21 protein-coding genes are annotated in these 24,172 nt (G+C 64.8%); 14 read left to right on the top strand and 7 right to left on the bottom strand.

All coding sequences use genetic code 11. The features are described from left to right. The first annotated feature begins 30 nt into the window (after window positions 1-30). From AB4Z51_RS08005 to AB4Z51_RS07985, 5 genes are all read left to right on the top strand, one after another. The gene (locus AB4Z51_RS08005; protein WP_441497220.1) at window positions 31-3,573 is read left to right on the top strand and encodes an FG-GAP-like repeat-containing protein; all 3,543 of its coding nucleotides are present in this window, start codon (window positions 31-33) and stop codon (window positions 3,571-3,573) included. Between the two features lie 321 nt (window positions 3,574-3,894). Beyond that, entirely contained in the window at window positions 3,895-7,044 is a 3,150-nt protein-coding gene (locus tag AB4Z51_RS08000) for an FG-GAP-like repeat-containing protein (protein ID WP_441497219.1), read from the top strand. Window positions 7,045-7,152: 108 nt separating this feature from the next. Then, complete coding sequence (locus AB4Z51_RS07995) at window positions 7,153-7,869, top strand: MgtC/SapB family protein (RefSeq protein WP_441497218.1); 717 nt, start codon at window positions 7,153-7,155, stop codon at window positions 7,867-7,869. A gap of 101 nt (window positions 7,870-7,970) precedes the next feature. After that, window positions 7,971-8,303 carry a hypothetical protein gene (locus AB4Z51_RS07990; RefSeq protein ID WP_085398476.1) on the top strand — a complete coding sequence of 111 codons (333 nt, stop codon included), beginning with the start codon at window positions 7,971-7,973 and terminating at the stop codon, window positions 8,301-8,303. Between the two features lie 94 nt (window positions 8,304-8,397). Beyond that, complete coding sequence (locus AB4Z51_RS07985) at window positions 8,398-9,138, top strand: acetoacetate decarboxylase (RefSeq protein WP_071909407.1); 741 nt, start codon at window positions 8,398-8,400, stop codon at window positions 9,136-9,138. Window positions 9,139-9,201: 63 nt separating this feature from the next. On the opposite strand, the gene AB4Z51_RS07980 is transcribed toward AB4Z51_RS07985, so the two are convergent. From AB4Z51_RS07980 to AB4Z51_RS07960, 5 genes are all read right to left on the bottom strand, one after another. Then, entirely contained in the window at window positions 9,202-10,644 is a 1,443-nt protein-coding gene (locus tag AB4Z51_RS07980; RefSeq protein ID WP_041954184.1) for a homospermidine synthase, read from the bottom strand. 48 nt (window positions 10,645-10,692) lie between these two features. Further along, on the bottom strand, window positions 10,693-11,082 hold the full coding sequence (locus tag AB4Z51_RS07975) for a RidA family protein (RefSeq protein WP_085398473.1): 390 nt from the start codon (window positions 11,080-11,082) through the stop codon (window positions 10,693-10,695). Between the two features lie 135 nt (window positions 11,083-11,217). Then, entirely contained in the window at window positions 11,218-11,805 is a 588-nt protein-coding gene (locus AB4Z51_RS07970; protein ID WP_085398472.1) for a GNAT family N-acetyltransferase, read from the bottom strand. 145 nt (window positions 11,806-11,950) lie between these two features. Then, the gene (locus AB4Z51_RS07965; protein ID WP_085398471.1) at window positions 11,951-13,093 is read right to left on the bottom strand and encodes a type III PLP-dependent enzyme; all 1,143 of its coding nucleotides are present in this window, start codon (window positions 13,091-13,093) and stop codon (window positions 11,951-11,953) included. Between the two features lie 675 nt (window positions 13,094-13,768). Further along, window positions 13,769-14,023, bottom strand: a complete 255-nt coding sequence (locus AB4Z51_RS07960; RefSeq protein WP_041954176.1) for a hypothetical protein — start codon at window positions 14,021-14,023, stop codon at window positions 13,769-13,771. A gap of 137 nt (window positions 14,024-14,160) precedes the next feature. Here AB4Z51_RS07960 and AB4Z51_RS07955 point away from each other — a divergent pair, with 137 nt between their 5' ends. The 3 genes from AB4Z51_RS07955 to AB4Z51_RS07945 are packed head-to-tail and all read left to right on the top strand — an operon-like array spanning window position 14,161 to window position 18,010. Further along, on the top strand, window positions 14,161-16,242 hold the full coding sequence (locus AB4Z51_RS07955) for a M3 family metallopeptidase (protein WP_135214791.1): 2,082 nt from the start codon (window positions 14,161-14,163) through the stop codon (window positions 16,240-16,242). Next, the gene (locus AB4Z51_RS07950; protein ID WP_085398469.1) at window positions 16,242-16,880 is read left to right on the top strand and encodes a DUF1007 family protein; all 639 of its coding nucleotides are present in this window, start codon (window positions 16,242-16,244) and stop codon (window positions 16,878-16,880) included. Before AB4Z51_RS07955 ends, AB4Z51_RS07950 begins: the two co-directional genes overlap by 1 nt. Then, window positions 16,871-18,010, top strand: a complete 1,140-nt coding sequence (locus AB4Z51_RS07945; protein WP_085398468.1) for a nickel/cobalt transporter — start codon at window positions 16,871-16,873, stop codon at window positions 18,008-18,010. Before AB4Z51_RS07950 ends, AB4Z51_RS07945 begins: the two co-directional genes overlap by 10 nt. 175 nt (window positions 18,011-18,185) lie before the next feature. Here AB4Z51_RS07945 and AB4Z51_RS07940 read toward each other — a convergent pair whose 3' ends face one another. Beyond that, window positions 18,186-18,584, bottom strand: coding sequence for an MAPEG family protein (locus tag AB4Z51_RS07940; RefSeq protein ID WP_085398393.1), 399 nt, complete (start codon window positions 18,582-18,584; stop codon window positions 18,186-18,188). A gap of 82 nt (window positions 18,585-18,666) precedes the next feature. On the opposite strand from AB4Z51_RS07940, the gene hemH reads away from it, so the two are divergent. From hemH to AB4Z51_RS07915, 5 genes are all read left to right on the top strand, one after another. After that, window positions 18,667-19,704 (top strand): ferrochelatase, encoded by a 1,038-nt coding sequence (gene hemH / locus AB4Z51_RS07935; protein WP_085398394.1) that lies wholly within the window; start codon window positions 18,667-18,669, stop codon window positions 19,702-19,704. A gap of 11 nt (window positions 19,705-19,715) precedes the next feature. After that, entirely contained in the window at window positions 19,716-20,693 is a 978-nt protein-coding gene (locus AB4Z51_RS07930; RefSeq protein WP_085398395.1) for an ABC transporter substrate-binding protein, read from the top strand. Window positions 20,694-20,769: 76 nt separating this feature from the next. Continuing rightward, complete coding sequence (locus tag AB4Z51_RS07925) at window positions 20,770-21,327, top strand: hypothetical protein (RefSeq protein WP_245343907.1); 558 nt, start codon at window positions 20,770-20,772, stop codon at window positions 21,325-21,327. Between the two features lie 195 nt (window positions 21,328-21,522). Then, window positions 21,523-22,527: an SPFH domain-containing protein gene (locus tag AB4Z51_RS07920; protein ID WP_071909416.1), complete on the top strand. Its 1,005-nt coding sequence runs from the start codon at window positions 21,523-21,525 to the stop codon at window positions 22,525-22,527. A gap of 112 nt (window positions 22,528-22,639) precedes the next feature. Further along, a complete protein-coding gene (locus tag AB4Z51_RS07915; protein ID WP_028148102.1) occupies window positions 22,640-23,083 on the top strand; it encodes an NfeD family protein in 444 nt (147 codons plus the stop codon). A gap of 126 nt (window positions 23,084-23,209) precedes the next feature. Here the strand turns inward: AB4Z51_RS07915 and AB4Z51_RS07910 are convergent, their stop codons facing one another. Beyond that, the gene (locus tag AB4Z51_RS07910; RefSeq protein WP_085398396.1) at window positions 23,210-23,536 is read right to left on the bottom strand and encodes a winged helix-turn-helix transcriptional regulator; all 327 of its coding nucleotides are present in this window, start codon (window positions 23,534-23,536) and stop codon (window positions 23,210-23,212) included. 72 nt (window positions 23,537-23,608) lie between these two features. Between AB4Z51_RS07910 and AB4Z51_RS07905 the strand changes: the two genes are divergently transcribed. Continuing rightward, on the top strand, window positions 23,609-24,166 hold the full coding sequence (locus AB4Z51_RS07905; protein ID WP_085398397.1) for a carboxymuconolactone decarboxylase family protein: 558 nt from the start codon (window positions 23,609-23,611) through the stop codon (window positions 24,164-24,166). Window positions 24,167-24,172: the final 6 nt, after the last annotated feature.

Here is a 24,172-nt window from a genome sequence, read left to right as displayed (position 1 = left end):
CATCAACACGCGCCACCGCAGGGAATTCAGATGCCCGTCATCCCCGATCTTCCGACCATCACCAGCATCACAGCGACCGATCCGACCCAGACCGACGCCGGAACGGTGCACTACACCGTCACGTTCTCGAAGCCTGTTCTTGGCGTCACGATTGATCAGTTCAGCCTTGCAACGAGTGGCAGCATCGGCGGCGCGGGCATCACCGACGTGACACCGGTCGCCGGCAGCAATCTTTCGAGCTATACGGTCACGGTGAATACCGGATTCGGCTCCGGCTCGGTGGCGCTCCAGTTCACGGGAAGCAACGTCCACGATACCAATGGTTACTATGTCGGACCGTACCAATCCGAATCGAAGCTGACCGTAAACAGCCCGACGTCCTTCGCGATCGGCGACGTCAACGGAGACGGGAAGCTGGACGTCGTGATGGGGACAAACTTTTTCGTCAACCCGAGCTACGTCAGCGTGGCGCTGAACGACGGCACCGGTCACTTCTCCTCAGCCTCGAACACCTCGAGCCCAGGCCTATTGCCCTTGCTGGCGCTTGCCGATCTGAATGGCGACGGCAAGCTGGACATCGCACAGGTCACCCTCGACGGTACCGTGACTGTTCGTCTCGGCARCGGTAACGGCACGTTCGGGGCCAACACGAGCTATTCCGCCGGCAGCGGCGTCTATCAAACACCTAAAGTGATCGACGTGACCGGCGATGGCGTGCTCGACATCGTCGTCGGCAGTACGGTCCTGCCAGGAAATGGCAACGGTACGTTTGGGACTGCCATCACCACGAATCTCGGGGTCAGCTCCATCGCCTATGGTGACTTCAATGGAGACGGCAAGCTCGACCTCGTGACGAGGAATTCGACCAATCTGGCAATAGCGCTGAGCTTCGGCAATGGTGACGGCACGTTCCAGGCTCCGTCGTCCCCGGTCGGGACGGCGACATCTGTCCTCACCGGCGATTTCAACGGTGACGGCAAGCTCGACATGGCGGCCGTCAGCAGCGCCACAATCTCGATCCTGCTCGGCAACGGCGACGGCACTTTCACCTCGTCCGGGACGACTCTTCAGGCGGCGGGTACGATCGGATCCGGCGCGGTCGCCGACATCAACGGCGATGGCGTGGCTGATCTCGTGGTCGTCGGAACCAACAACACGCTCTCGACCTTCTTCGGTCACGGCGACGGCACGTTCGGGCAAGTGAGGATCTCGCCGCTCGACAAGACCGCCGGGCAGATCGGCGCCGGTGACCTGAACGGCGACGGCAAGGCCGACGTTCTGGTCGGATATCAATTCGGCACCAATCCTTTCACTCAAAGTTCGGGCACCGATATCCTGCTGACCGGTTCATCCAGCGAGACGGGACCGGCGTACACGATCGTACGGACGTCGCCGGCTCTGACCATCACCGACGGGGACGTCACCCTCGGCGCCGACGGCAACAATTACATCAACGCGGCGCATTTCCATGGTGGGGCGACGACGTTGGCCGGCACCGGCAATGCCGGCGACACCATCTCGGTCACCGACGCCATGACTCACGCAGTCGTCGGCACGGCCACGGTCGGCCAGAACGGCACGTGGAGCCTCGGCGTGTCCGGCCTGCAGGACGGCACCACTTACAGCTATGTCGCGGCTGCGACCGACTCCCACGGCAACAGCAGCGTCGGCCCGGCGTTCACCTTCACGGTCGATGCGACCGCATCGCTCGGGATCACGGGCATCAATTTGTCGGCCGACTCGTCGGTGTCAAACCCGAAGGTCACCCTGCAGGGGACGACCGACGTGCCGGCGCAGGTGACCGTCTCGATCGGAGGGACCGACGTGATCGTCTCCAGCGCGACCGGATCGTGGCAGTTCAATAGCCAGGTCGTGCCATACGGATTGACGACGATCGTGGCTAGATTCTCGGATGCCGCAGGCAATGTCGGCGCCTCGCCGACCTATACGCTCATCAGGGGCAACTATACGCTTGTCTCCAGCACGCAGCTCGCCAACGCGGTGGTTGTCGACAGTTTCTTCACCGTGGATTCCAACGCCGCGGAGACCGGCGCGATCGTTCTCTCTGGCGCGGGCGAAATCGTCCGCGGGACCTCGACCGGGGCAACGATATACAATGGTGGGAGCCAAGGGCTCGAATACGGCACGGCGACCGGGACCCTGGTGCAGGCTGGCGCCACTCAGCTCGTGAGCTTCCAGGGGACCGCCAAGGACACGGTGCTTTATGGCACGCAAACGGTCGGCAACACGGCGATCCACACCACGATCAAGTCGGGCGGACTCCAGAACATCTACGTCAACGGCAGCACCTACGGCACCGTCATCGAGGCTCTTGGCACCCAAAGCACGGCCGGCGCCGACCACGATGCGACTGTCTTCGGTACGCAATATGTGACGGGCAGCAGCGCGAATGCCACGATCGGCTCGGGTGGCAATCAATACGATTACGGCACAGCGACCGGCGCAATGGTCCAGAGCGGCGGCTCCCAACACGTCTATCAGGGCGGCAGTGCCAGCGGCACCACCGTTGCTGCGGGCGGCTATCAGGACGTCTACCAGGGGACGGCCACCAACACCGTGCTCGCCGGCAATCAGCAGGTGCTTGCCGGTGGCCAGGCTGCCGGCACCGTCATCAATGCCGGTGGCCGGCAATATGTCGGCTCCGGTGGCGCGACCACCAATACGACCATCGCGATCGGCGGCTTCCAGTATGTCGACGCCGGCGCCACCGACAGCGGTGCGACCATCGCTGGTGGCCGGCAGTACATCGTCGGGTCAACGACGAGCGCGACCGTTGGCGCAGGCGGCGTTCAGTACGACTACGGGACGTCTATCGCGGTTCTTGTCGAGAGCGGCGGCATCCAGCATGTCTATCAGGGCGGCAGTGCGGATGGCACGACCGTTGCGGCGGGCGGCTATCAGGACGTTTCCCAGGGGACAGTCACCAACACCGTGCTCGACGGTGAGCAGCAGGTGCTCACGGACGGCCATGCCACCGGCACCACCATCAATGCCGGCGGGCGGCAATATGTCGGTTCGGGCGGCGCAACCACCGCCACGACCATCGAGACCGGCGGCTTCCAGTATGTGGACTCCGGCGCCACCGACGGCAGTGCCACGATCAGCGGCGGCTACCAGTTCGTGGCGGGCACGGCGACCGGCGCCACCGTCAGCGGCGGCGGCGAGCAGGATGTCGGCGCAACCGGCATCGCTGCGAATTCGCATCTCGACGGCGGTAGCGAGCATGTCTACGCTGGCGGCCTGCTCCAGAACGTCGATTTCGGCGGCTCGAACGGCGCAACGCTGGTGCTCGACGCGCCGACGGGCCTGTCTGGCGCGATCGCCAATTTCGGCGCTGACGACACCATCGACTTCCGCAACACGGTGGTCAGTAGTGTCGATGTCGACAGCGCGAACAATCTGACGGTCACGACCGACGGCGGCCAGAGCTACTCCTGGGCGCTGCTGGCGCAGTACGCAGCTTCGTCCTTCGTGCTCGCGGCCGACGGCAACGGCGGAACGATGCTGAGCTATGTGCCGCCACAGCAGACCTTGCTCGCGGCCGCTCACTAAGGCAGGCAAAACCAAGACGGACGGGCATTGGCTTCCATAGCGCCGATGCCCGTTCAAATTGACCGCGGCGCAACTCTCGCATGGATCGTCTGTCGATCTTGCGAGGGACCGGTTTCTGCGAGGCACAGGCTCCCTGCGTTATGTTGTTTATCGTTAATGTGTAACATAACCGACAAGCAGTCCCTGTAGGGTCGCAGATGTAGAGAGCACGGCGTGCAATTTCGAATTGCTGCCGCGCGATCAGTTGCGCTTGGCGTCGGCCTGTCCGGAGCCGGCGTGCAATTCGAATCCTCGCATCAAGCGCCACGCCAGGGAATCCCCATGCCACTCATCCCCGTTCTTCCGACGCTCGTCAGCATCACAGGCACCGATCCGTCGTCGACCGACGCGTCCGTCGTGCACTACACCGTCACCTTTTCGAAGCCGGTGTCCGGCGTCACGGTCGATCAGTTCACCCTCGCCACGACGGGGAGCATCAATGGTGCCGGCATCACGGACATCACGCCGGTGGCTGGCAGCAACGGCGCGAGCTACACGGTCACGGTCAACACCGGCTCGGGCAGCGGTTCGCTGGGGCTGCAACTGACCGGCACCAATGTGCACGATTCCAGCGGCTATTATGTCGGGCCGTTCCAGTCCGAAACGCAGATGAGCGGTCCGCGCTTCAGCATCATCAACACGGCGGCGGTCGGCGACATCAACGGCGATGGCAAGCAGGATATGGTGTACATCCGAACCGTCAGCGCTTCCGCATACTTTCTTGATGTCAGGAACAATGACGGCACGGGCCAGTTCACGCAAACCTCGCTGACCGGCGCCTCGGAGCTGGAATCGTCGATTCGACTCGGCGACGTCAACGGCGACGGCAAGCTGGACGTCCTGATGGGCAACATCTTCACCGGGACCCTGGACGTCAGGCTGGGCAATGGCGACGGCACGTTCGCGGCGGCGACGAAGTATGCGACGGGTGGCAGCACTGGCGGCAATATCAGGGCGTTTGCCGACTTCAACGGCGACGGCAGGGCCGACGTGATCATGTCGAACAACATCGGCACGTCGCTGCTGCTCGGTAACGGCGATGGTTCTTTCGGATCGCCCATTGCCACGAATGCCTCCAACGCCTTCGCGAGCGGAGATTTCAACGGCGATGGAAAGATCGATCTGCTTGTGCAGGACTCGTCAAGTTCGCCGGTTGCCGTGCGGCTTGGCAACGGGGATGGCACGTTCCAATCCCCGATCACGGCCGGCACCTCATCCAGAACGATCAGCGGCGACTTCAACGGCGACGGCAAGCTTGATCTTGCACTCGGAACCAACAACTCGATTGCGATCCTGCTCGGCAACGGCGACGGCACCTTCGCGTCGCCACAGACCTTCCTGACACCGGCGCCCATCTGGAACTTGGCGGCCGCGGACTTCAATGGCGACGGTAAAACGGACCTCGCCGTGGTCGCTAGCAGCAACAATACGCTTTCGACCTTCTACAGTCGCGGTGACGGCACGTTCGGCCCGGCGGTGACGTTGCCGCTCGCTTCGGGCGCCAACGGAATCACCGTCGGTGACCTCAATGGAGACGGAAAAGCCGACGTGGTGGTGGAGTGGACAACGAGCAACTCCTCGACCGGCGAGGATGTTTTCCTCACCGCGCCGAATTCGACCACCACGCAATATACGATCAGCCGCACGCCTCCGGCCCTGACGATCGTCGATGCGGACGTGACGCCGGGTGCGGACGGCAACAATTACATCAACGCGGCGCACTTCCATGGCGGGATGACGACCCTGTCCGGCTCCGGCAATGCCGGAGACACCGTCACGGTCACGAATGCCGGCGACAATTCCGTCGTTGGCGTCACCACGGTTGGCAGCGACGGCAGCTGGAGCCTCGGCGTGTCCGGCCTCCAGGACGGCTCGACCTACAGCTACGCCGCGACCGCCACGGATAGCCTGGGCAACCATAGCAACCCCGGGCCCGCATTCACCTTTACGGTCGATGCGACCGCCCCCGTCCTCGCGATCACGAGCATCGAAAATTCCGATGCAACGCCCTTTTCGATCACCGTCCGGGGCACGCTCGACCTGGCTGACGCGACCTCCGCGCTCACCTTGTCGTTTGGTCCAACGGATCACGCAGTCACCAGCGCCGCCGACGGCACCTGGCGGCTGGACAATCTGTCTCCGGCAACCGGACTTTCCTATGTGACGGCCCGTCTGCGCGACGCCGCCGGCAATACCGGCGTGTCGCAATCGATCCCTCTCGCCTTTGGCTACACGCTAGCGAGCGGCGCCTCACTTGAGAACGCGATCGTCGCGGCGGCCTCCTCGTCCTTCAACCCGAGCCTTGTTGTCCGCGGCACCTCGGTCGGGGCGACCGTCTTGCGCAACGGAATCGAAGAAGACTACGGCATCTCGACCGGATCGGTGGTCAAGAACGGCGGCCAGCAGCATGTTTTTGGCACCGGCACGACCGGCGCGATGATCGAAGCCGGCGGCTATCAGGACATCCGCGCCGGTGGGCGTGCGACAGATACCCTGTTGTACGGTTTCGGGCAGGTCTACGCTAACGGCACCTCGGCCCACACCACGATCAAGGCTGGCGGACAGCAGTCCGTTGCCGCCGGCGGCCGCGACGTCAACTCGACGATCGACGGCGGAACGCAATATCTGAGCGGAACGGCGACGGGCACGACGGTGGGCGCCGGCGGCAATCAATACGATTACGGCACGGCGAATGGCGTCCTCGTCGCGAGTGGCGGCTCCCAACACGTCTATCAGGGCGGTAGCGCCGCCGGAACGACGGTCGCGGCGGGTGGCTACCAGGATGTTTACCAAGGTACCGTCACCGACACCGTGCTCGACGGCAATCAGCAGGTGCTCGGCAATGGCCACGCTGCCGGCACCGTCATCAATGCCGGTGGGCGGCAATATGTCGGCTCCGGTGGCGCGACAACGGGCACGACGATCGCAGCCGGCGGCTTCCAGTACGTGGACGCCGGCGCTACCGACGGCAGCGCGACGATCAATGGCGGCTATCAGTTCGTCGCAGGCGCTGCGACCGCAACGACGGTCAGCGGCGGTGGCGAGCAGGATGTGGGGGCGGGCGGCAACGTCTCAAACGCGCATCTGGATGGCGGCAGCGAGCATGTCTACGCTGGCGGCCTGCTCCAGAACGTCGATTTCGGTGGCTCCGGCGGCGCAACGCTGGTGCTGGACATGCCGGCGGGCCTGGCCGGCTCGATCGCCAATTTCGGCGGCGATGACACCATCGACTTCCGCAACACGGTGGTCAGTAGTGTCGATGTCGACAGCGCGAACAATCTGACGGTCACGACCGACGGCGGCCAGAGCTACTCCTGGGCTCTGCTGGCGCAATACTCGGCCTCGTCCTTCGTGCTCGCCTCCGACGGCAACGGCGGCACCGTGCTGAACTACACGCCGCCCCAGCAGACGTTGCTCGCGGCCGCTCACTAAGGCGGAGAAAACAAGACGACCGGGCATCGGCTTCCACAGCCGGTGCCCGTTCAAATTGACCTCGTCGGCACTCTCGCATAGATCGTTTGCCAACCCGTGCGAGGGACCATGCGGTTTTTGACGACATTCCAGATTGCTGACTTCGCGGACACGCTGGTCAGCCTCTTCACGGCCTTCGTGCTGGGCACGCTGATCGGCGCCGAGCGGCAGTACCGCCAGCGCACCGCGGGCCTGCGCACCAACGTGCTGGTCGCGGTCGGTGCCGCCGCCTTCGTCGATCTCGCCATGCACCTGACCGGCGCCGACGGCGCGGTCCGCGTGATCTCCTATGTCGTCTCAGGCATCGGCTTCCTCGGCGCCGGCGTCATCATGAAGCAGGGCATGGACGTCCGCGGGCTCAACACCGCGGCGACGCTGTGGGCTTCGGCCGCGGTCGGCTCCTGCGCCGGCGCCGACATGGTCGCACAGGCGGCCGCGCTGACCGTGTTCGTCATCGCCGGCAACACCATGCTGCGCCCACTGGTCAACGCCATCAACCGCATTCCGCTGAACGAGAAGGCCTCGGAGGCGACCTACTATTTCAAGCTCGCCGTCGCGGCCGACGCCCTGCCCGACATGCGCGACCGCCTCGTTGAAAAGCTGGAGGCCGCGAAATATCCGGTGGCCGATATCGACGTGGTTGAGATCGGGGATGATATTCTCGAGGTCGTCGCAAAGCTGGTTGCGACCGCAGTCGATCCGAACGAGCTCAACGCGGTGGCGACCAATCTTCAGCACCTGCCGGGCGTGCGCCACGCCATCTGGGAAGTTAACACCTCAGACTGAGYGCGGCGTTTTGGCGCGCGAAGGCACGGTTCCCGCCTCGTCCGCCACGGAACCGCAGTCGGGCAAGTTCGTTGATCCCGCGGATAAAGGCGGTGATCGACATGCCCGGCCCAAATGACAAGCGCAGACTGAAACGTGACCTGATGGTCGCATGCTCGCTGCTCGCAGCAGGCGCCGTGGTGTCAGGCCTCTCGCTGGCGCAGATCCGGGCCGAGAGCCGGATGCAGACGGCGCAGGCGACCCAACCGCTCCAGGGCACGCCATCCGGCGATCAGGATAAGACGCCCGCGGAAGCCAAGCCCGGCGGCGACCGGCCGACCACGCCGGCCCCCGAGCCCGCGCGCCCCGACCCGCAGACGCGGGGTGCGGCGACCAAGCCGGCACTGCCGGCGGCGCCCGCGGAGAAGATCGCGCCGCCGATCAAGGAGAAGTAGCCCGGCGGCCGGCGTATTGTGACGCGCATTTGATCTCGCCTCGGCAACCGGCCCGTTCCATAATCTGTCGCGCCAACGACAGATGGGGCCTCCCATGAAGATCGAAGACGTCCGCCGCACCGCCTATTCGATGCCGCTCACCAACCCGGCATTCCCGCCGGGGCCATATCGCTTCTTCGACCGCGAATATTTCATCATCACCTACAGGACCGATCCCGAAGCCCTCGCCGCCATCGTGCCCGAGCCGCTTGAGGTGGCGGAGCCGGTGGTGAAATACGAGTTCATCCGGATGCCCGACTCGACCGGATTCGGCGACTACACCGAAACCGGGCAGGTGATCCCGGTCCGCTTCAAGGGCGAGGAGGGCGGCTACACCCACGCGATGTATCTGGACGACGAGGCCCCGATCGCCGGCGGCCGCGAGCTGTGGGGCTTTCCGAAGAAGCTCGCAAGGCCCAAGATCGAGATCGAGAGCGACGTCCTGGTCGGCTCGCTGCATTACGGCTCGGTCCTCTGCGCTTCGGCCACGATGGGTTACAAGCACCGCAAGGTCGACCACGACACGGTGCTGAAATCGATGGCGGCGCCGAACTTCATCCTGAAGATCATCCCGCATGTCGACGGCAGCCCGCGGATCTGCGAGCTGGTGCGGTTTCATCTCGATGATGTCGTGCTGAAGGAAGCTTGGACCGGCCCTGCCGCGCTCGGGCTGTTTCCCCACGCACTCTGCGACGTCGCCCGCCTGCCGGTGCGCGAGGTGGTCTCCGCGCTGCATTTCAAAGCGGACCTGACGCTCGGGCTCGGCAGCGTGGCGTTCGATTACTTGGCGAAATAGGTCGGCAAAAAGAAATGCCCGGCACAAGGCCGGGCATCGCTATCGACCGGAAGCGCTGAGAGGTCAACGCACCAGGACATTCCGGAACTGCCAGGGATCGCTCGTGTCGATGTCTTCCGGGAACAGTCCCGGACGATCCGTCAGCGGCGTCCAGTCGGTGTAGAAACCCTTCACCGGGCCGAGATACGGCAGCTGGATCTCCAGCAGACGATCGAAATCCATCTCGTCGGCTTCGACGATGCCTTCGTTCGGGTTTTCCAGCGCCCACACCATGCCGCCGAGCACGGCGGAGGTCACCTGCAGGCCGGTGGCGTTCTGGTAGGGCGCGAGTCTGCGGGTCTCCTCGATGGAGAGCTGCGAGCCGTACCAATAGGCGTTGTTGTCATGGCCGAACAGCAGCACGCCGAGCTCGTCGATGCCGTCGACGATTTCGTTCTCATCGAGGATGTGGTGCTTTTCCTGCATCTTCGCGGCACGGCCGAACATTTCGTGCAGCGACAGCACGGCATCGTCGGCCGGATGGTAGGCGTAGTGGCAGGTCGGCCGGTAGACCGCCGTACCCGATGCGTCGCGCACCGTGAAGTAATCGGAGATCGAGATCGACTCGTTGTGGGTGACGAGGAAGCCATACTGCGCGCCGCGGGTCGGGCACCAGGTGCGCACGCGCGTGTTGGCGCCGGGCTGCATCAGATAGATGGCCGCGCCGCAGCCGGCTTCGTGGGTGCGCGCATTCTCGGGCATCCATTTTTCATGGGTGCCCCAGCCGAGTTCGGACGGCTGCACGCCTTCCGACAGGAAACCTTCCACCGACCAGGTGTTGACGAAGACGTCAGGCTCTTTCGGCGACTTGGAGCGCTGGGTGTCGCGTTCGGCGATGTGGATGCCCTTGATACCGGCCTGCCGCATCAGGTCCGCCCACTCGGCCTTGGTCTTCGGCTTGGGGGCATTGAGCTTCAGATCGGCGGCGACATTGAGCAGCGCCTGCTTGACGAAAAAGGAGACCATGCCGGGATTGGCGCCGCAGCAGGAGACGGCCGTCGTCGAGCCCGCGGGGCGCGCCTTCTTGGCGGCCAGCGTCACTTCGCGCAGCGCGTAGTTGGAACGCGCTTCCGGGCCCTTCGAGGAATCGAAATAGAAGCCGAGCCAGGGCTCGTTGACGGTGTCGATATAGAGCGCGCCGAGCTCGTTGCAGAGCTCCATGATGTCGGTGGAGCCGGTATCGACCGAGAGATTGACGCAAAAACCCTGGCCGCCGCCTTCGGTGAGCAGCGGGGTCAGCAACTCCCGGTAATTGTCCCGGGTCACGGCCTTCTGGATGAAGCGGACGTTCTGCTTCTCGCAATGCGCCTTGCGGCCCTCGTCCTTGGGATCGATCACGGTGACGCGCGACTTGTCGTAGTCGAGATGCCGCTCGATCATCGGCAGCGTGCCTTTGCCGATGGAGCCGAAGCCGACCATGACGATGGGACCAGTGATCTTCGCGTAGATCTGCGAGGGGTGGCTCATGGGATGGTTTCTCCGGAACGTGCTGGCAGACAAAGGGTGGGGGGTGGATCAGGCGCTGCGGCGCTTGGCGGTGACTTCGATCTCGACCTTCATCTCGGGCTTGGCGAGGGCGGAGACGACAAGCAGTGTCGCAGCCGGCCTGATGTCGCCGAGAACCTCGCCGCAGACAGCGAAGTGGGCATCGATGTAGCTGGCGTCGGTGACGTAGTAGGTCGCACGGACGATATCGGCCATCTCGAATCCGCCCTCCTTCAGGGCGGCTTCGATGGTCTTGAAGCAGTTGCGTGACTGGCTCGTGACATCGGCCGGCATCGTCATCGTCGTGTAGTCATAGCCGGTGGTTCCGGCGACGAAGGCGAACTCGCCGTCGATCACGGCGCGGCTGTAGCCGACGGTCTTCTCGAGGGGAGAGCCGGTGGAGATCAGGCGACGGGACATGGTCGTGGGCCTCGACTGAAGGGGGTGTTTGGCGGGTTAAAGGGCGTTTCTCAGGCCCGCGCAACCCTAAAGGAACGGGCCTGCGCGAGCATCGCCGCGGAACGCGGCTTAAGTCGTCGCCATCATGGCAATCCCTTAGGCCGCGTGCGCCTGGAGGGCGCGAACTACCCTCCGTTTGGGCATGGCCGCGCCGGTCGGGACGATCATCCCCTCAACGCCATCCAGCGCACCGGCCTGGAATTCGATCGCCAGCAGACGATCGCGCTCGAACGGGCCGGGCAGCATCAATGCGCCGGTCTTCTCGGGCGAGAAGCCGAAGCGGGCGTAGTAGGGGGCATCGCCGAGCAGGATCACGGCGGCATGCCCGCGTGCCCGGGCGGCGGCCAGCGCTTGTTGCATCAGCGCGGCGCCGATCCCGAGCTCGCGGAAGGCAGGGTCCACCGCCAGCGGTCCGAGGACCAAAGCGGGCCTGCCTCCGGCGCTGACGTGCCACAGCCGCACGGTTCCCACGAGTGTCCCCTCGCGCACAGCCGACAGGGCAAGGCCTGCGGCAGGTGCACGTCCGTCGCGCAGGCGCTGGCAGGTGCGGTCATGGCGGTTCTCGCCAAAGCAGGCATCCAGCAGCGCTTCACGGGCGGCGACGTCGGCAGCACGTTCCGCACGGATCGCGAACGGAGCGGCTTTCGAAGTGAGGGCGACTTGTGGCTTCCGAAAAGCAGTCATGGCGCGTCAGTCCCCGCTTGAACCCGCGTGCGAGAAGCACGCCGGCTCAAGACGTCGTCAGAATGGCAATGTCAGGAAGGGAGCCGGCGGACCGGCTCCCGGGTTCGTCAGGCCTCAGAACGAGAGGCGGATCAGATGCGGCAAATCAGATGTGGTACGTCTTCAGCGGCGGGATGCCGTTGAACGCCACCGACGAGTAGGTCGACGTATAGGCCCCGGTGCCTTCGATCAGCAGCTTGTCGCCGATCTCGAGCGTGACGGGAAGCGGATACGGGGTCTTCTCGTACAGCACGTCGGCGCTGTCGCAGGTCGGGCCCGCGAGCACGCACGGCGTCATGTCCGCGCCGTCATGCGGGGTGCGGATGGCGTAGCGGATCGACTCGTCCATCGTCTCGGCGAGACCGCCGAACTTGCCGATGTCGAGATAGACCCAGCGCACCTCGTCATCGTCGCTCTTCTTCGAGATGAGCACGACCTCGGATTCGATGATGCCGGCGTTGCCCACCATGCCGCGGCCCGGCTCGATGATGGTCTCCGGAATCTGGTTGCCGAAGTGCTTGCGCAGCGCGCGGAAGATCGAGCGGCCGTAGGTCACGACCGGCGGCACGTCCTTCAGGTACTTGGTCGGGAAGCCGCCGCCCATGTTGACCATGGTCAGGTTGATGCCGCGCTCGGCGCAGTCGCGGAATACCTGCGAGGCCATCGCCAGCGCACGGTCCCACGCCTTCACCTTGCGCTGCTGCGAGCCGACATGGAAGGAGATGCCGCACGGCTCCAGGCCCAGGCGCTTGGCAACGTCGAGCACATCGACGGCCATCTCCGGGTCGCAGCCGAACTTGCGCGACAGCGGCCATTCGGCGCCGGCGCAGTCGTAGAGGATGCGGCAGAACACCTTCGCGCCGGGAGCGGCACGGGCGACCTTCTCGACCTCGGGAACGCAGTCGACCGCGAACAGCCGGATGCCGAGCGCGAAGGCGCGCGCGATGTCGCGCTCCTTCTTGATCGTGTTGCCGAAGGAGATGCGGTCGGGCGTCGCACCCGCGGCCAGCGCCATCTCGATCTCGGCGACCGTCGCGGTGTCGAAGCAGGAGCCCATGGAGGCGAGCAGGGACAGCACTTCCGGCGACGGGTTCGCCTTGACGGCATAGAACACGCGGCTGTCGGGCAGCGCCTTGGCAAAGGTCTGGTAATTGTCGCGCACGACCTCGAGGTCGACGACGAGGCAAGGCTCGGTGTCCCGGCCCTCGCTGCGGCGGGTGCGCAGGAATTCCTGAATACGTTCGGTCATAGCACTCTCCCAAACGGCCCAGCGACGGGGATCCGTTCAAAAAATGACATCGGATAAGAGCGCTCCGGCCAGATCGCGCGATGGAGGCGCGACGAGCCAAAGACTCAAACCAGACTGTGCTGCCGTGGATTGGTTGGGATTGTTCCCGCCCGCACACCTGGCAATGAAGGACAAGCCTTTTCAGTAGCCCGCGCCGGCGTTGGACTGCCGGTAGAGACCAAAAAAGCCCGATCCGTCGTTGCTTTAAGTCGCGTCCCCCGTTGAGAGCGGGGTGCGCCGGTTCGCCTCCGGCTGCCAGTCACGGTTGCAAAAAGTGAAGTCACCTTCGACATGGCATCTCTTTGAGAGAGATGCTGGACGCTCCGGGTTTGCTTCCTCGTCCGACCTTTCGGTCTCGCGACTTCCGCACTTCCGAAGAGCCCCTCGGCTTCTTCACCCCTTGGCGGCTGTCCGGCCTCTTGTCCGGATACCTACCGACTGACACACGACCACAGGCACGTGCGAAATTGGGCAAGAGCGCACATAAGCGTTTTGACTCAGCTTCGCAAGAATTTTTTTAGGCTGAGGACAGAATTGCCTAACATCTGCTTGCGCAGTGTTGCGCGAGCGACGCGGAAGATGAACGCGCGTTAAGTTTTCTCAGCCGTGCGCGCGTCTTGCGCGCGCGAGGAAGCGTCAGCGGCGCTTCGTGAACGGCTCGACGCGCTGAGCCGCGCGGATGAACGCGGTCATCACGAGCACGCCGAGCGCGAACAGCACAGCCTGCAGGATGTGCGTGCCCTGATCACCGAGCCCGAACAGGATCGCGAGCGCCCAGCCGCCGGCGAACGCGGCGCCGAACACCTCGGCGCCGATCAGGATGGCCGCGCTGACGACAGTGATGACGCTTGGCCAGACGATCTGACGGGAAGATGAGGCAGGCGCGTTCATGAGCTTTGGGGTCCGTAGCTTCGAGGGCCGCAATCTCCCCGAAAAGGCGGCCGGGAGCAAGGGCAAATGGCCCAAAAAAGCCCCATCGCGTGCTATAGCTGACCCCAACAATCGAGCCACAAAAACCGGGACTTGCGATGTCAGACCCCCGCCAAACCACGGACCCCGAGACCAACCCGCTGCTGAAGGCCTGGGTGACGCCGTTTGCGACCCCGCCCTTCGACGAGGTCAAGCCCGAGCACTTTCTGCCGGCCTTCGAGCAGGCCTTCGCCGATCACTCCGCCGAGATCGCGGCGATCACCAACGATCCGGCGGCCGCCGACTTCGCCAACACCATCACGGCGCTGGAGCGCTCCGGCAAGCTCCTCACCAAGGTCGCGGCGGTCTTCTACGACCTCGTCTCGGCGCATTCCAACCCGGCCATCCTGGAGATCGACAAGGAGGTCTCCTTGCGGATGGCGCGGCACTGGAATCCGATCATGATGAACGCCGTGCTGTTTGGTCGCATCGCCCATCTGCACGAGAACCGCGCCGGTCTTGGTCTTTCGCCCGAGCAGCTCCGCCTGCTGGAGCGCACCTACACCCGCTTCCACCGTTCCGGCGCCGGCCTCTCCGAAGAGGCCAAGGCGCGGATGGCGGAGATCAACGAGAAGCTCGCCCAACTCGGCACCGGCTTTAGCCACCACCTGCTTGGCGACGAGCAGGAGTGGTTCATGGAGTTGGGGGAGGCCGACCGCGAGGGCCTGCCGGAGAGCTTCGTCGCAGCCGCCAAGGCTGCGGCGGAAGAGCGCGGCATGGACGGCAAGGCCATCGTCACGCTGTCGCGCTCCTCGACCGAGCCGTTCCTGAAGAGCTCGGCCCGCCGCGACCTGCGCGAGAAGGTCTACAAGGCCTTCACGGCGCGCGGCGACAACGGCAATGCCAACGACAACAACGGCACCATCGTCGAGATCCTGCAACTGCGCGAGGAGAGCGCCAAGCTTCTGGGCTATCCGACCTTCGCCGCCTACCGGCTCGAGGATTCCATGGCCAAGACGCCGGATGCGGTGCGCGGCCTGCTGGAGCGGGTCTGGAAGCCGGCGCGTGCGCGTGCGCTCTCCGACCGCGACGAGATGCAGGCGCTGATCACGGAAGAGGGCGGCAATTTCAAGCTCGCGCCCTGGGACTGGCGCTTCTATGCCGAAAAACTCCGCCTCCAGCGCGCCAATTTCGACGACGCCGCGATCAAGCCGTATCTTACGCTCGATCACATGATCGCCGCCGCCTTCGACTGCGCCACCCGCCTGTTCGGCATCACCTTCGAGGAGCGCAAGGACGTGCCGGCCTGGCACCCGGATGTAAGGGTCTGGGAGGTAAAGGGGCCGGACGGCAAGCACAAGGCGCTGTTCTACGGCGACTACTATGCCCGGCCGTCGAAGCGCTCCGGCGCCTGGATGACCTCGCTGCGCGACCAGCAGAAGCTCGACGGCGAGATCGCGCCGCTCGTCATCAATGTCTGCAACTTCGCCAAGGGCGCGAACGGCGAGCCCTCGCTGCTGTCGCCCGACGATGCCCGGACCCTGTTCCATGAGTTCGGCCACGGCCTGCACGGCATGCTCTCCAATGTGACCTATCCGTCACTCTCGGGCACCGCGGTGTTCACCGACTTCGTCGAGCTGCCGTCCCAGCTCTACGAGCACTGGCAGGAGCGGCCCGAGGTGCTGCAGCAGTTCGCCCGCCACTACCAGACCGGCGAGCCGCTGCCGGACGATCTGCTCCAGCGCTTCCTCGCCGCACGAAAGTTCAACCAGGGCTTTGCCACGGTCGAGTTCGTCTCCTCGGCGCTGGTCGATCTCGAATTCCACACCCAGCCGGCTTCCGCCGCGCAGGATGTCCGCGCCTTCGAGAAGAAGGAGCTGGAAAAGATCGGCATGCCCGAGGAGATCTCGCTGCGCCACCGCCCCACCCAGTTCGGCCACATCTTCTCCGGCGACCATTATGCCTCCGGTTACTACAGCTACATGTGGTCGGAGGTGATGGACGCCGACGCCTTCGGCGCCTTCGAGGAGGCCGGCGACATCTTCGATCCTGCAGTGGCAAAGCGCCTGCACGACGACATCTACTCCTCGGGTGGATCGGTCGATCCCGAGGCCGCCTATGAAGCCTTCCGCGGCCGCCCGCCGGAGCCCGACGCGCTGCTCCGCCGGCGCGGCCTGCTCGATGACGCAAAGGCAGCCTGATGGGCATGCGTGCCCTGTTCGGCCTGTTGCTCGCCGCTGCGATGACGTTCGCAGCCGGCGCGGCGCGGGCGCATCCGCATGTCTGGATCACCGCGACTAGCGAGCTGCTCTACGCCGCCGACGGCAGCATCACCGGCGTGCGCCACGCCTGGACTTTTGATGACATGTTTTCGGCCTATGCCCTGCAGGGGCTCGAGAGCAAGACCAAGGGCGCCTATACGCGCGAGGAGCTCGGGCCGCTGGCGCAGACCAATGTCGAGTCGCTGAAGGAATACGCCTACTTCACCTTTGCGCGAGCCGACGGCAAGAAGGAGCGTTTTAACGATCCGGTCGACTACTTCCTCGACTACAAGGATACCGTGCTGACCCTGCACTTCACGCTGCCGCTGAAGAACCCGGTCAAGCCCAAGCAGCTGGTGCTCGAAGTGTTCGACCGCTCCTACTTCATCGACTTCCAGATGGCCAAGGACAATCCGGTCAAGCTGGTCGGCGCGCCCGCCGGCTGCCAGATGAAGCTCGATCGGCCCAGCGACGGCTCCGCCACCGCGCAGAAGCTCAACGAGCAGACCTTCCTGAACGGTGAGAACTCGAATTTCGGCATGATGTTCGCCAACAAGATCACGGTGGATTGCCCTTGATTGGTCGTCTTCGTTCCCCGCTTGTGCGCGGGCTTCTGGCCTGTGCGGCCGTGTTCCTTGTTGTGAGCGTGGCGGACGCCGCGCTTCACGATCTCCTCGCGCAAAATCCGTTCGGTGCACCACGCCCGGCGCAGGCCGCGGAGCCCGAGGCCAGCGGCGTCATTGGCTGGCTGTTGGCAAAGCAGTCGGAATTCTATCGCCAGATGTCGGCGACCATTCGCGCCGCCAAGTCCGACGGCTCGGCGGTGTGGACGCTGCTCTTCATCTCCTTTGCCTATGGCATCTTCCACGCCGCCGGCCCCGGCCACGGCAAGGCGGTAATCGCCTCCTATCTCGTCGCCAACCGCGAGACCGCGCGGCGCGGCATCGCGCTGTCGTTTGCCTCGGCGCTGATGCAGTCGCTGGTGGCGATCCTGATCGTCGGCATCTCGGCCTGGGTGCTGAACGCCACCGCCAAGACCATGTGCAAGGCGGAAGGCGCGATCGAGATCGCGAGCTACGGCCTGATCGCGCTGTTCGGCCTGCGGCTGGTCTGGGTCAAGGGCCGCACCTTCATCCGTGCGCTGCAGGCGGTCCAGCCGGTGCCGGCGATCGCCGGCGTGCCGCATGACCATCACGATCACGGCCATCACCATGATGCCCATGACCATCATGACCACGATCACGGTCATGATCACCATCATCACGACCATGGTCACGCCCACGCCCATCACCACCATGCGCATGACCACGTCCATGACGAGCATTGCGGCCATTCCCACGGTCCGACGCCGAGCGAGCTCGCCGGCCCCGGCGGCTGGCGGCGCGGGTTCGCTGCGATCCTGACAGTCGGCATTCGGCCCTGCTCGGGTGCGATCCTGGTACTGGTGTTCGCGCTGGCGCAGGGCCTGTTCTGGGCCGGCATCGCCGCGACCTTGCTGATGGGGCTCGGCACCGCCATTACGGTCGCGGCCATCGCCGTCGTCGCCGTCTCCGCCAAGGACATCGCCGCCCGCCTCAGCGCCGGGCGCGACGGCGGCGGTGCCCTGTTCATGCGCGGCATCGAATTCGGCGCCGCCGGCCTTGTGCTGCTGTTCGGCGCGGGCCTGCTGTTCGGCTACATCGCCGCCGAACGGACGACGTGTTTCTAAGGTTGCTCTTTCCCTCCCCCCTTGTGGGGGAGGGTGGCTCGCCGCGTAGCGGCGAGACGGGCGAGGGGTATCTCTCCGCGAGCAAACCTCTCACGATTGAATCGTGCGGAGAGATACCCCTCATCCGTCGCGCTACGCGCGCCACCTTCTCCCACAAGGGGAGAAGGAAGAAAGATCACACCGGCAAAAACCGCTTCAGCGCCGGCATGAAGAAGATCCCGAGATTGATCGCAAAACCGATGCTCCAGAGGATCGAGCGCAGCGTCGGGCGGTTGCCGAGATAGGTCAGCACGTAGGCGATCCGCACGATCAGGAACAGCACGGCGAGCTCGTCGATCAGCCGCTGCGGCGAATCCCGGAATTCGGCAAGCAGCACCGCGAAGGCGAAGAACGGAAAGGTCTCGATGCCGTTCTGGTGGGCACCAAGCGCGCGCTGCGCCAGCGCATCCTCGAAGAAGGCGGGGTCGCGCGGCCGGGAATTGTCGAAGATGCGAAACCGCGTCCATTTGATCGAGACGATCGTCGTCAGATAAAGCAGCAGCGCTCCCAATACGCAGAATTCCGCGAGTGTCATCAGCCCCTCCCCGCTTGGGCGCGACCCTAGCGAAATCGACCTCATCTTGACAAGTTCGGAGCAACGCGCGACGCAACTGATCATGACGACAATTGCCCCCATCGCAGCGCAAAAGCCCGCCGTCCGGTCCAGCCTGCGGCGCGTCGGCGTGCTCCTGGTCAATCTCGGCACGCCCGATACGGCCGATGCGCCCGGCGTGCGGGTCTATCTCAAGGAATTCCTCTCGGACGCCCGCGTCATCGAGGACCAGGGGCTCGTCTGGCAGTTCGTGCTCAACGGCATCATCCTGCGCAGCCGTCCCCGCACCAAGGCGCTGGACTATCAGAAGATCTGGAACAATGAGCGGAACGAGTCGCCGCTGAAGACCATCACGCGCTCGCAGAGTGACAAGCTTGCGGCCGCACTGTCTGACAGCGACCACGTTGTCGTGGACTGGGCGATGCGCTACGGCAATCCCTCGATCAAGTCCGGCATCGACGCGCTGATCGCGAAGGGGTGCGACCGCATCCTCGCCGTGCCGCTCTATCCGCAATATTCCGCCTCGACCTCGGCGACGGTCTGCGACGAAGTGTTCCGCGTGCTCGCCCGCTTGCGTAACCAGCCGACGCTGCGGGTGACGCCGCCTTATTACGAGGACGAGGCCTATATCGAGGCGCTCGCGATCTCGATCGAGACGCATCTGGCGACGCTGCCGTTCACGCCGGAGCTGATCGTGGCGTCCTTCCACGGCATGCCGAAATCCTATGTCGACAAGGGCGATCCCTACCAAAGCCACTGCGTCGCCACGACCGAGGCGCTGCGCCGCCGGCTCGGCATGGACGAGACGAAACTGCTGCTGACCTTCCAGTCGCGCTTCGGCAATGACGAGTGGCTCCAGCCCTACACCGACAAGACCATGGAGCGCCTGGCCAAGGAGGGCGTGCGCCGCATCGCGGTGGTGACGCCGGGCTTTTCCGCCGACTGCCTGGAGACGCTGGAGGAGATCGCGCAGGAGAATGCCGAGATCTTCAAGCATAATGGCGGCGAGCAGTTTTCCGCGATCCCCTGTCTCAACGACAGCGATCCGGGCATGGACGTGATCCGCACCCTGGTGCTGCGCGAGCTTCAGGGCTGGATTTGATGGCGTGTCCCATGAACCGCCGCGAGACTTTGGCGCTTCTTGGGACGATCGCCGCGCTGCCGGCCTCGGTGCTGGCGCAGCAGCCGAACGCGACCCGGCGGCTCGGCGTGCTCTCGGTCACGGCCGCGGATGACGCGATCGGGCAGGCCCGCAGCACGATCCTGGTCGAGACGCTCGCCGCTCATGGCTGGAAGGAGCACGACAACCTCAGGATCGATTGGCGCAGCGGCGCCGGCGACCGGGCGCGCATCGCGCGCCTCGCCGACGAACTCGTGGCGCTCAAGCCGGACATCCTGCTCGCGGTCGGCACGCCCTCGGTCGAGGAGTTGCGCCAGCGCACCACGACGATCCCGATCGTGTTCGCCGTCGTGACCGATCCCGTCAGCCAGGGCTTTGTCAAAAACCTCGCCCATCCCGGCGGCAACATCACCGGCTTCACCGATTACGACGGCCCGCTCGCCGGCAAATGGCTGGAGATGCTGACGCAGGTCACGCCAAAAGTGTCCCGCGTCTTCGTCGTCTACAATCCCGCCACCGCGCCGTTCGCGCCCCTGATGCTGCGCACGATCGAGGACGCCGCACGGACGCTTCACGTGACGGTCGAGGCAGCGCCGGTTCAGGACGCCGGCTCGATCGCCGCGCTGGCTTCGCGAAAGGACAGCGGCCACCTGGTGCTGCCTGACTTCTTCACCATGGCCAATCGTTCCCAGCTCCTGGCTGCAATCGGTGAAGCCCGCGTGCCGGCGGTGTTCTGGAGCCGCACCTTCGTCGACGAGGGCGGGCTGATGTCCTACAGCACCGACAGCGCCGAGCAGCTCCGCCGCGCTGCCAACTACATCGATCGCATCCTGAAAGGCGCGCAGGCAGCCGACCTGCCGGTCCAGAACCCCACCAAGTTCGAGCTGGCGATCAACCTGAAGACGGCGAGGGCGCTGGGGTTGACGATGTCGCCCTCGCTGCTTGCGCTCGCCAACACCGTGGTTGAATAGGGGCGCCGAAGCTACCTTCGACTGGTGATTCCGGAATTCCTGGGGCAGAATGACGGTGGGGATGTTGCCGCGAGCGATGCGGCTCGAACGGGGCGGGCGCGATTACATGCGGGGATTGTTGCTTGTAGCCGTCGTGGCCTGCGGACTCGCTGGCTGCAACACGACCGGGGACGTTGCGTCGACCATGTATCCGGAAGCGGTGCGGGCCGGCGGTGCCGTCAAGAGTGATACGGCCATTGTCCTGGTCGCAAACGGCGGCAGCGAGACGATCAACTATCTTCAGTTCGTTCACAACGGTTTTCCCGCGATCAACGCGCGAGGGATCAGCCTTGCTCCGGACGGCTTTGTTGCGATTCCGGTCGCTGTCGGAACGACGGGGCTTGAGCTGCAAAACTATACGACGACGGGTCGCCCGGGCACCTATCTCCCGAATGGCGCGTCGATGGGATTCGTGCCGGTGCATACGCCCAAGATCGATCTTCCCGCCCCCGGACTGTATTACGTTGCGACCGTCTTTCCAGGGCAGCAACGCAGTTTCGAGACAAGGCCGACGGCCGTCCAACTGGCGAAGCTGCGCAAGGAGCGGCCCGAGCTCGCCGCGCTGAAGCCGGTGAATTTTACATGGTCCAACTAGGACACCGGTCGTTGCTAGGTTGCCTCCGTGCCCTTTCAAGGGCTTTCTCACAATACTTATCGGCGATCGTTCCGCCTCCGTACTTCTTGTGGAAATGTCGCCCCGCGCCGACGTAAATGGTGACCGCTGAACCGGTAGGGTTGCGTTCCCGACCAATGACAGCGCGGGAAAGGGCTTTCCCGCCTTGGAGGAAGTATGAGCGGTTTCGATGTTTTCGCGATTGTTCTGGTGTTGCTCGTCATCGTCACGCTGGTCGCCGGCGTGAAGACGGTGCCGCAGGGCTATGACTGGACCATCGAGCGGTTCGGCAAATACACCCAGACGCTGAGCCCCGGGCTCAACCTGATCGTGCCCTATTTCGATCGCGTCGGACGCAAGATCAACATGATGGAGCAGGTGATCGACATTCCCGAGCAGGAGGTCATCACCAAGGACAACGCCACCGTGACGGTGGACGGCGTCGCCTTCTACCAGGTGTTCGATGCCGCCAAGGCGAGCTACGAGGTCTCCAACCTGACCCAGGCCATCACGGTCCTGACCATGACCAACATCCGCTCGGTGATGGGAGCGATGGATCTCGACCAGGTGCTGTCGCATCGCGACGAGATCAACGAGCGCCTGCTTCGCGTCGTCGACGCTGCGGTCTCGCCCTGGGGCCTCAAGGTCAACCGCATCGAGATCAAGGACATCGTGCCGCCCGCCGACCTCGTCGAAGCCATGGGCCGGCAGATGAAGGCCGAGCGCGTCAAGCGCGCCGACATTCTGGCCGCCGAAGGCCAGCGCCAGTCCGAGATCCTGCGCGCCGAGGGCGCCAAGCAGGGGCAGATCCTCCAGGCCGAAGGCCGCAAGGAAGCTGCGTTCCGCGACGCCGAGGCTCGCGAACGTTCCGCGGAGGCCGAGGCCAAGGCGACGCAGATGGTCAGTGAGGCTATCTCCAAGGGAGACGTCGCCGCGCTGAACTATTTCATCGCCGACAAGTATATCAAGGCGTTCGGGCAACTGGCGGACTCGCCGAACCAGAAGGTCATCATGCTTCCGGTCGAAGCGATGAGCATGCTGGGCTCGCTCGCCGGCATCGGCGAGATCGCCAAGGCAACGTTCGGCGAAAGCGCGGCGTCCGCGGCCGCTGCCGCCCGCCGCGGCGGCTCGGTGCCGACGACCGGCCCCACGCCGCCGGCGGTACCGCCGCGACAGGGGTAATCAAAGCGCATGCACTTTCGAAAAGTGCATGCGGCAATTTAAAGCGCATGCCCCGGAAAAGTGGGGACCGGTTTTCCGATCAGGGCATACGCCAGCATAAAGAGGTCGTGTCATGACCGACATGTTCGTATCGCTCGGCACCTGGAATTGGCTGATCTTCGGCTTCATCCTGATGGCGCTGGAGGTGCTGGCGCCGGGCGTGTTCCTGTTCTGGCTCGGCCTCGCCGCGTTGCTGGTTGGCCTGATCTCCTTTGCTGTCGCCGTGTCGTGGCAGATCCAGCTCGTGATGTTCGCAATCTTCGCTGCCGCCGCCGTGCCGGTGTGGCGCCGGCTCGCGCGGCCGAAGCTGGACGCAAGCACCAGCCCCTTCCTGAACAAGCGCAGCGAGGCATTGCTCGGCCGCGAGTTCACGCTGGAGAAACCGATCATCGACGGCAACGGCACCGTGCGCCTCGGCGACACGGTGTGGCGCGTGGCCGGGCCCGATACGCCGGCCGGGACGCGGGTGAAGGTGGTGCAGGTGGACGGTGCGAATTTGACGGTGGCCGCGGCGTGATCCTTTCTTCCCCTCTCCCCTTGCGGGAGAGGGTGGCTCGCCGCGTAGCGGCGAGACGGGTGAGGGGTATCTCTCACCGAACGCGATACTGAGTTTGTGGAGAGAAAGGCAGCGTGCTTGGCTGCTCTACCTCTTCCACCTCTCCGCAAACCGGTGCAGGGGCATGAACGTCTCGCACAGCTCCCGCCCCAGTGCCGTCAGCCCGTAACCTCCACCGTCGCCCAGCTCCACGAACCCTGCGTCGCGCAGCTCCGTCAGCCGCGCCTGCAGCACTGTCGGCGAGGCCTCGTCGCAGGCGGTGCGCAACGCGCGGGAGGTGAGGGCTTGGTCGCGCAATTCCCACAAGATCCGCAGGCTCCAGCGTCGGCCGAGGAGGTCGAGCAGCGCCATGATCGGCCGCCCGGTGCGCGAGCCGCGGACATTGCGGCTCCCTGATGCTGCCTGTTTCGCCATCCCGGCCCTCTTGCGTCGTGCTACAAATAATGTAGCGTATTGCTACGATAATTGTAGCAACGGAGACAGCTGATGTCCCAGGCCACGCCGCGCATCGCGCCGCTCGTCCCGCCTTATCCCCCGGAGATCCAGGCGCAGTTCGACCGCATCATGCGCGGTGCGCCGCCGCTGGTGCTGTTTCGGGTGATGGCGGGCCACGCCCGCGCCTGGGACAAGTTCCGCGCCGGCGGGCTGCTCGATCCCGGCCCGCTGTCATTGCGCCAGCGCGAGATCGTGATCGACCGCACCTGCGCGCTGACCGGATGCGAATATGAATGGGGCGTGCATGTCGCGATCTTCGCCGGGCCGGCGCGGCTCAGCGAGGAGGAGGTGCACGCGACCGTGCGGGGCGATGCGACGTCACCGTGCTGGTCGCCGGCCGAGCAGGCGTTGATCGCCGCCGTCGATGCGCTGTATCACCGCGCGACGTTGGACGACGCTGAATTCGCCGCGCTGTCGGCGCATTACGACGAGGCCCAGATCCTGGAGATCATGCTGCTGTGCGGCTTCTACCGCACGGTGTCGTACCTGGCGAACGGGCTGAAGCTGCCGCTGGAGGAGAGGGCGGTGAGGTTTCCGGCACCGCTCTAACCGCTC

It is taken from the genome of Bradyrhizobium sp. 2TAF36 (assembly GCF_052114925.1).
GTDB lineage: Bacteria > Pseudomonadota > Alphaproteobacteria > Rhizobiales > Xanthobacteraceae > Bradyrhizobium > Bradyrhizobium barranii.
This window is presented reverse-complemented; position numbering and strand designations above follow the sequence as displayed.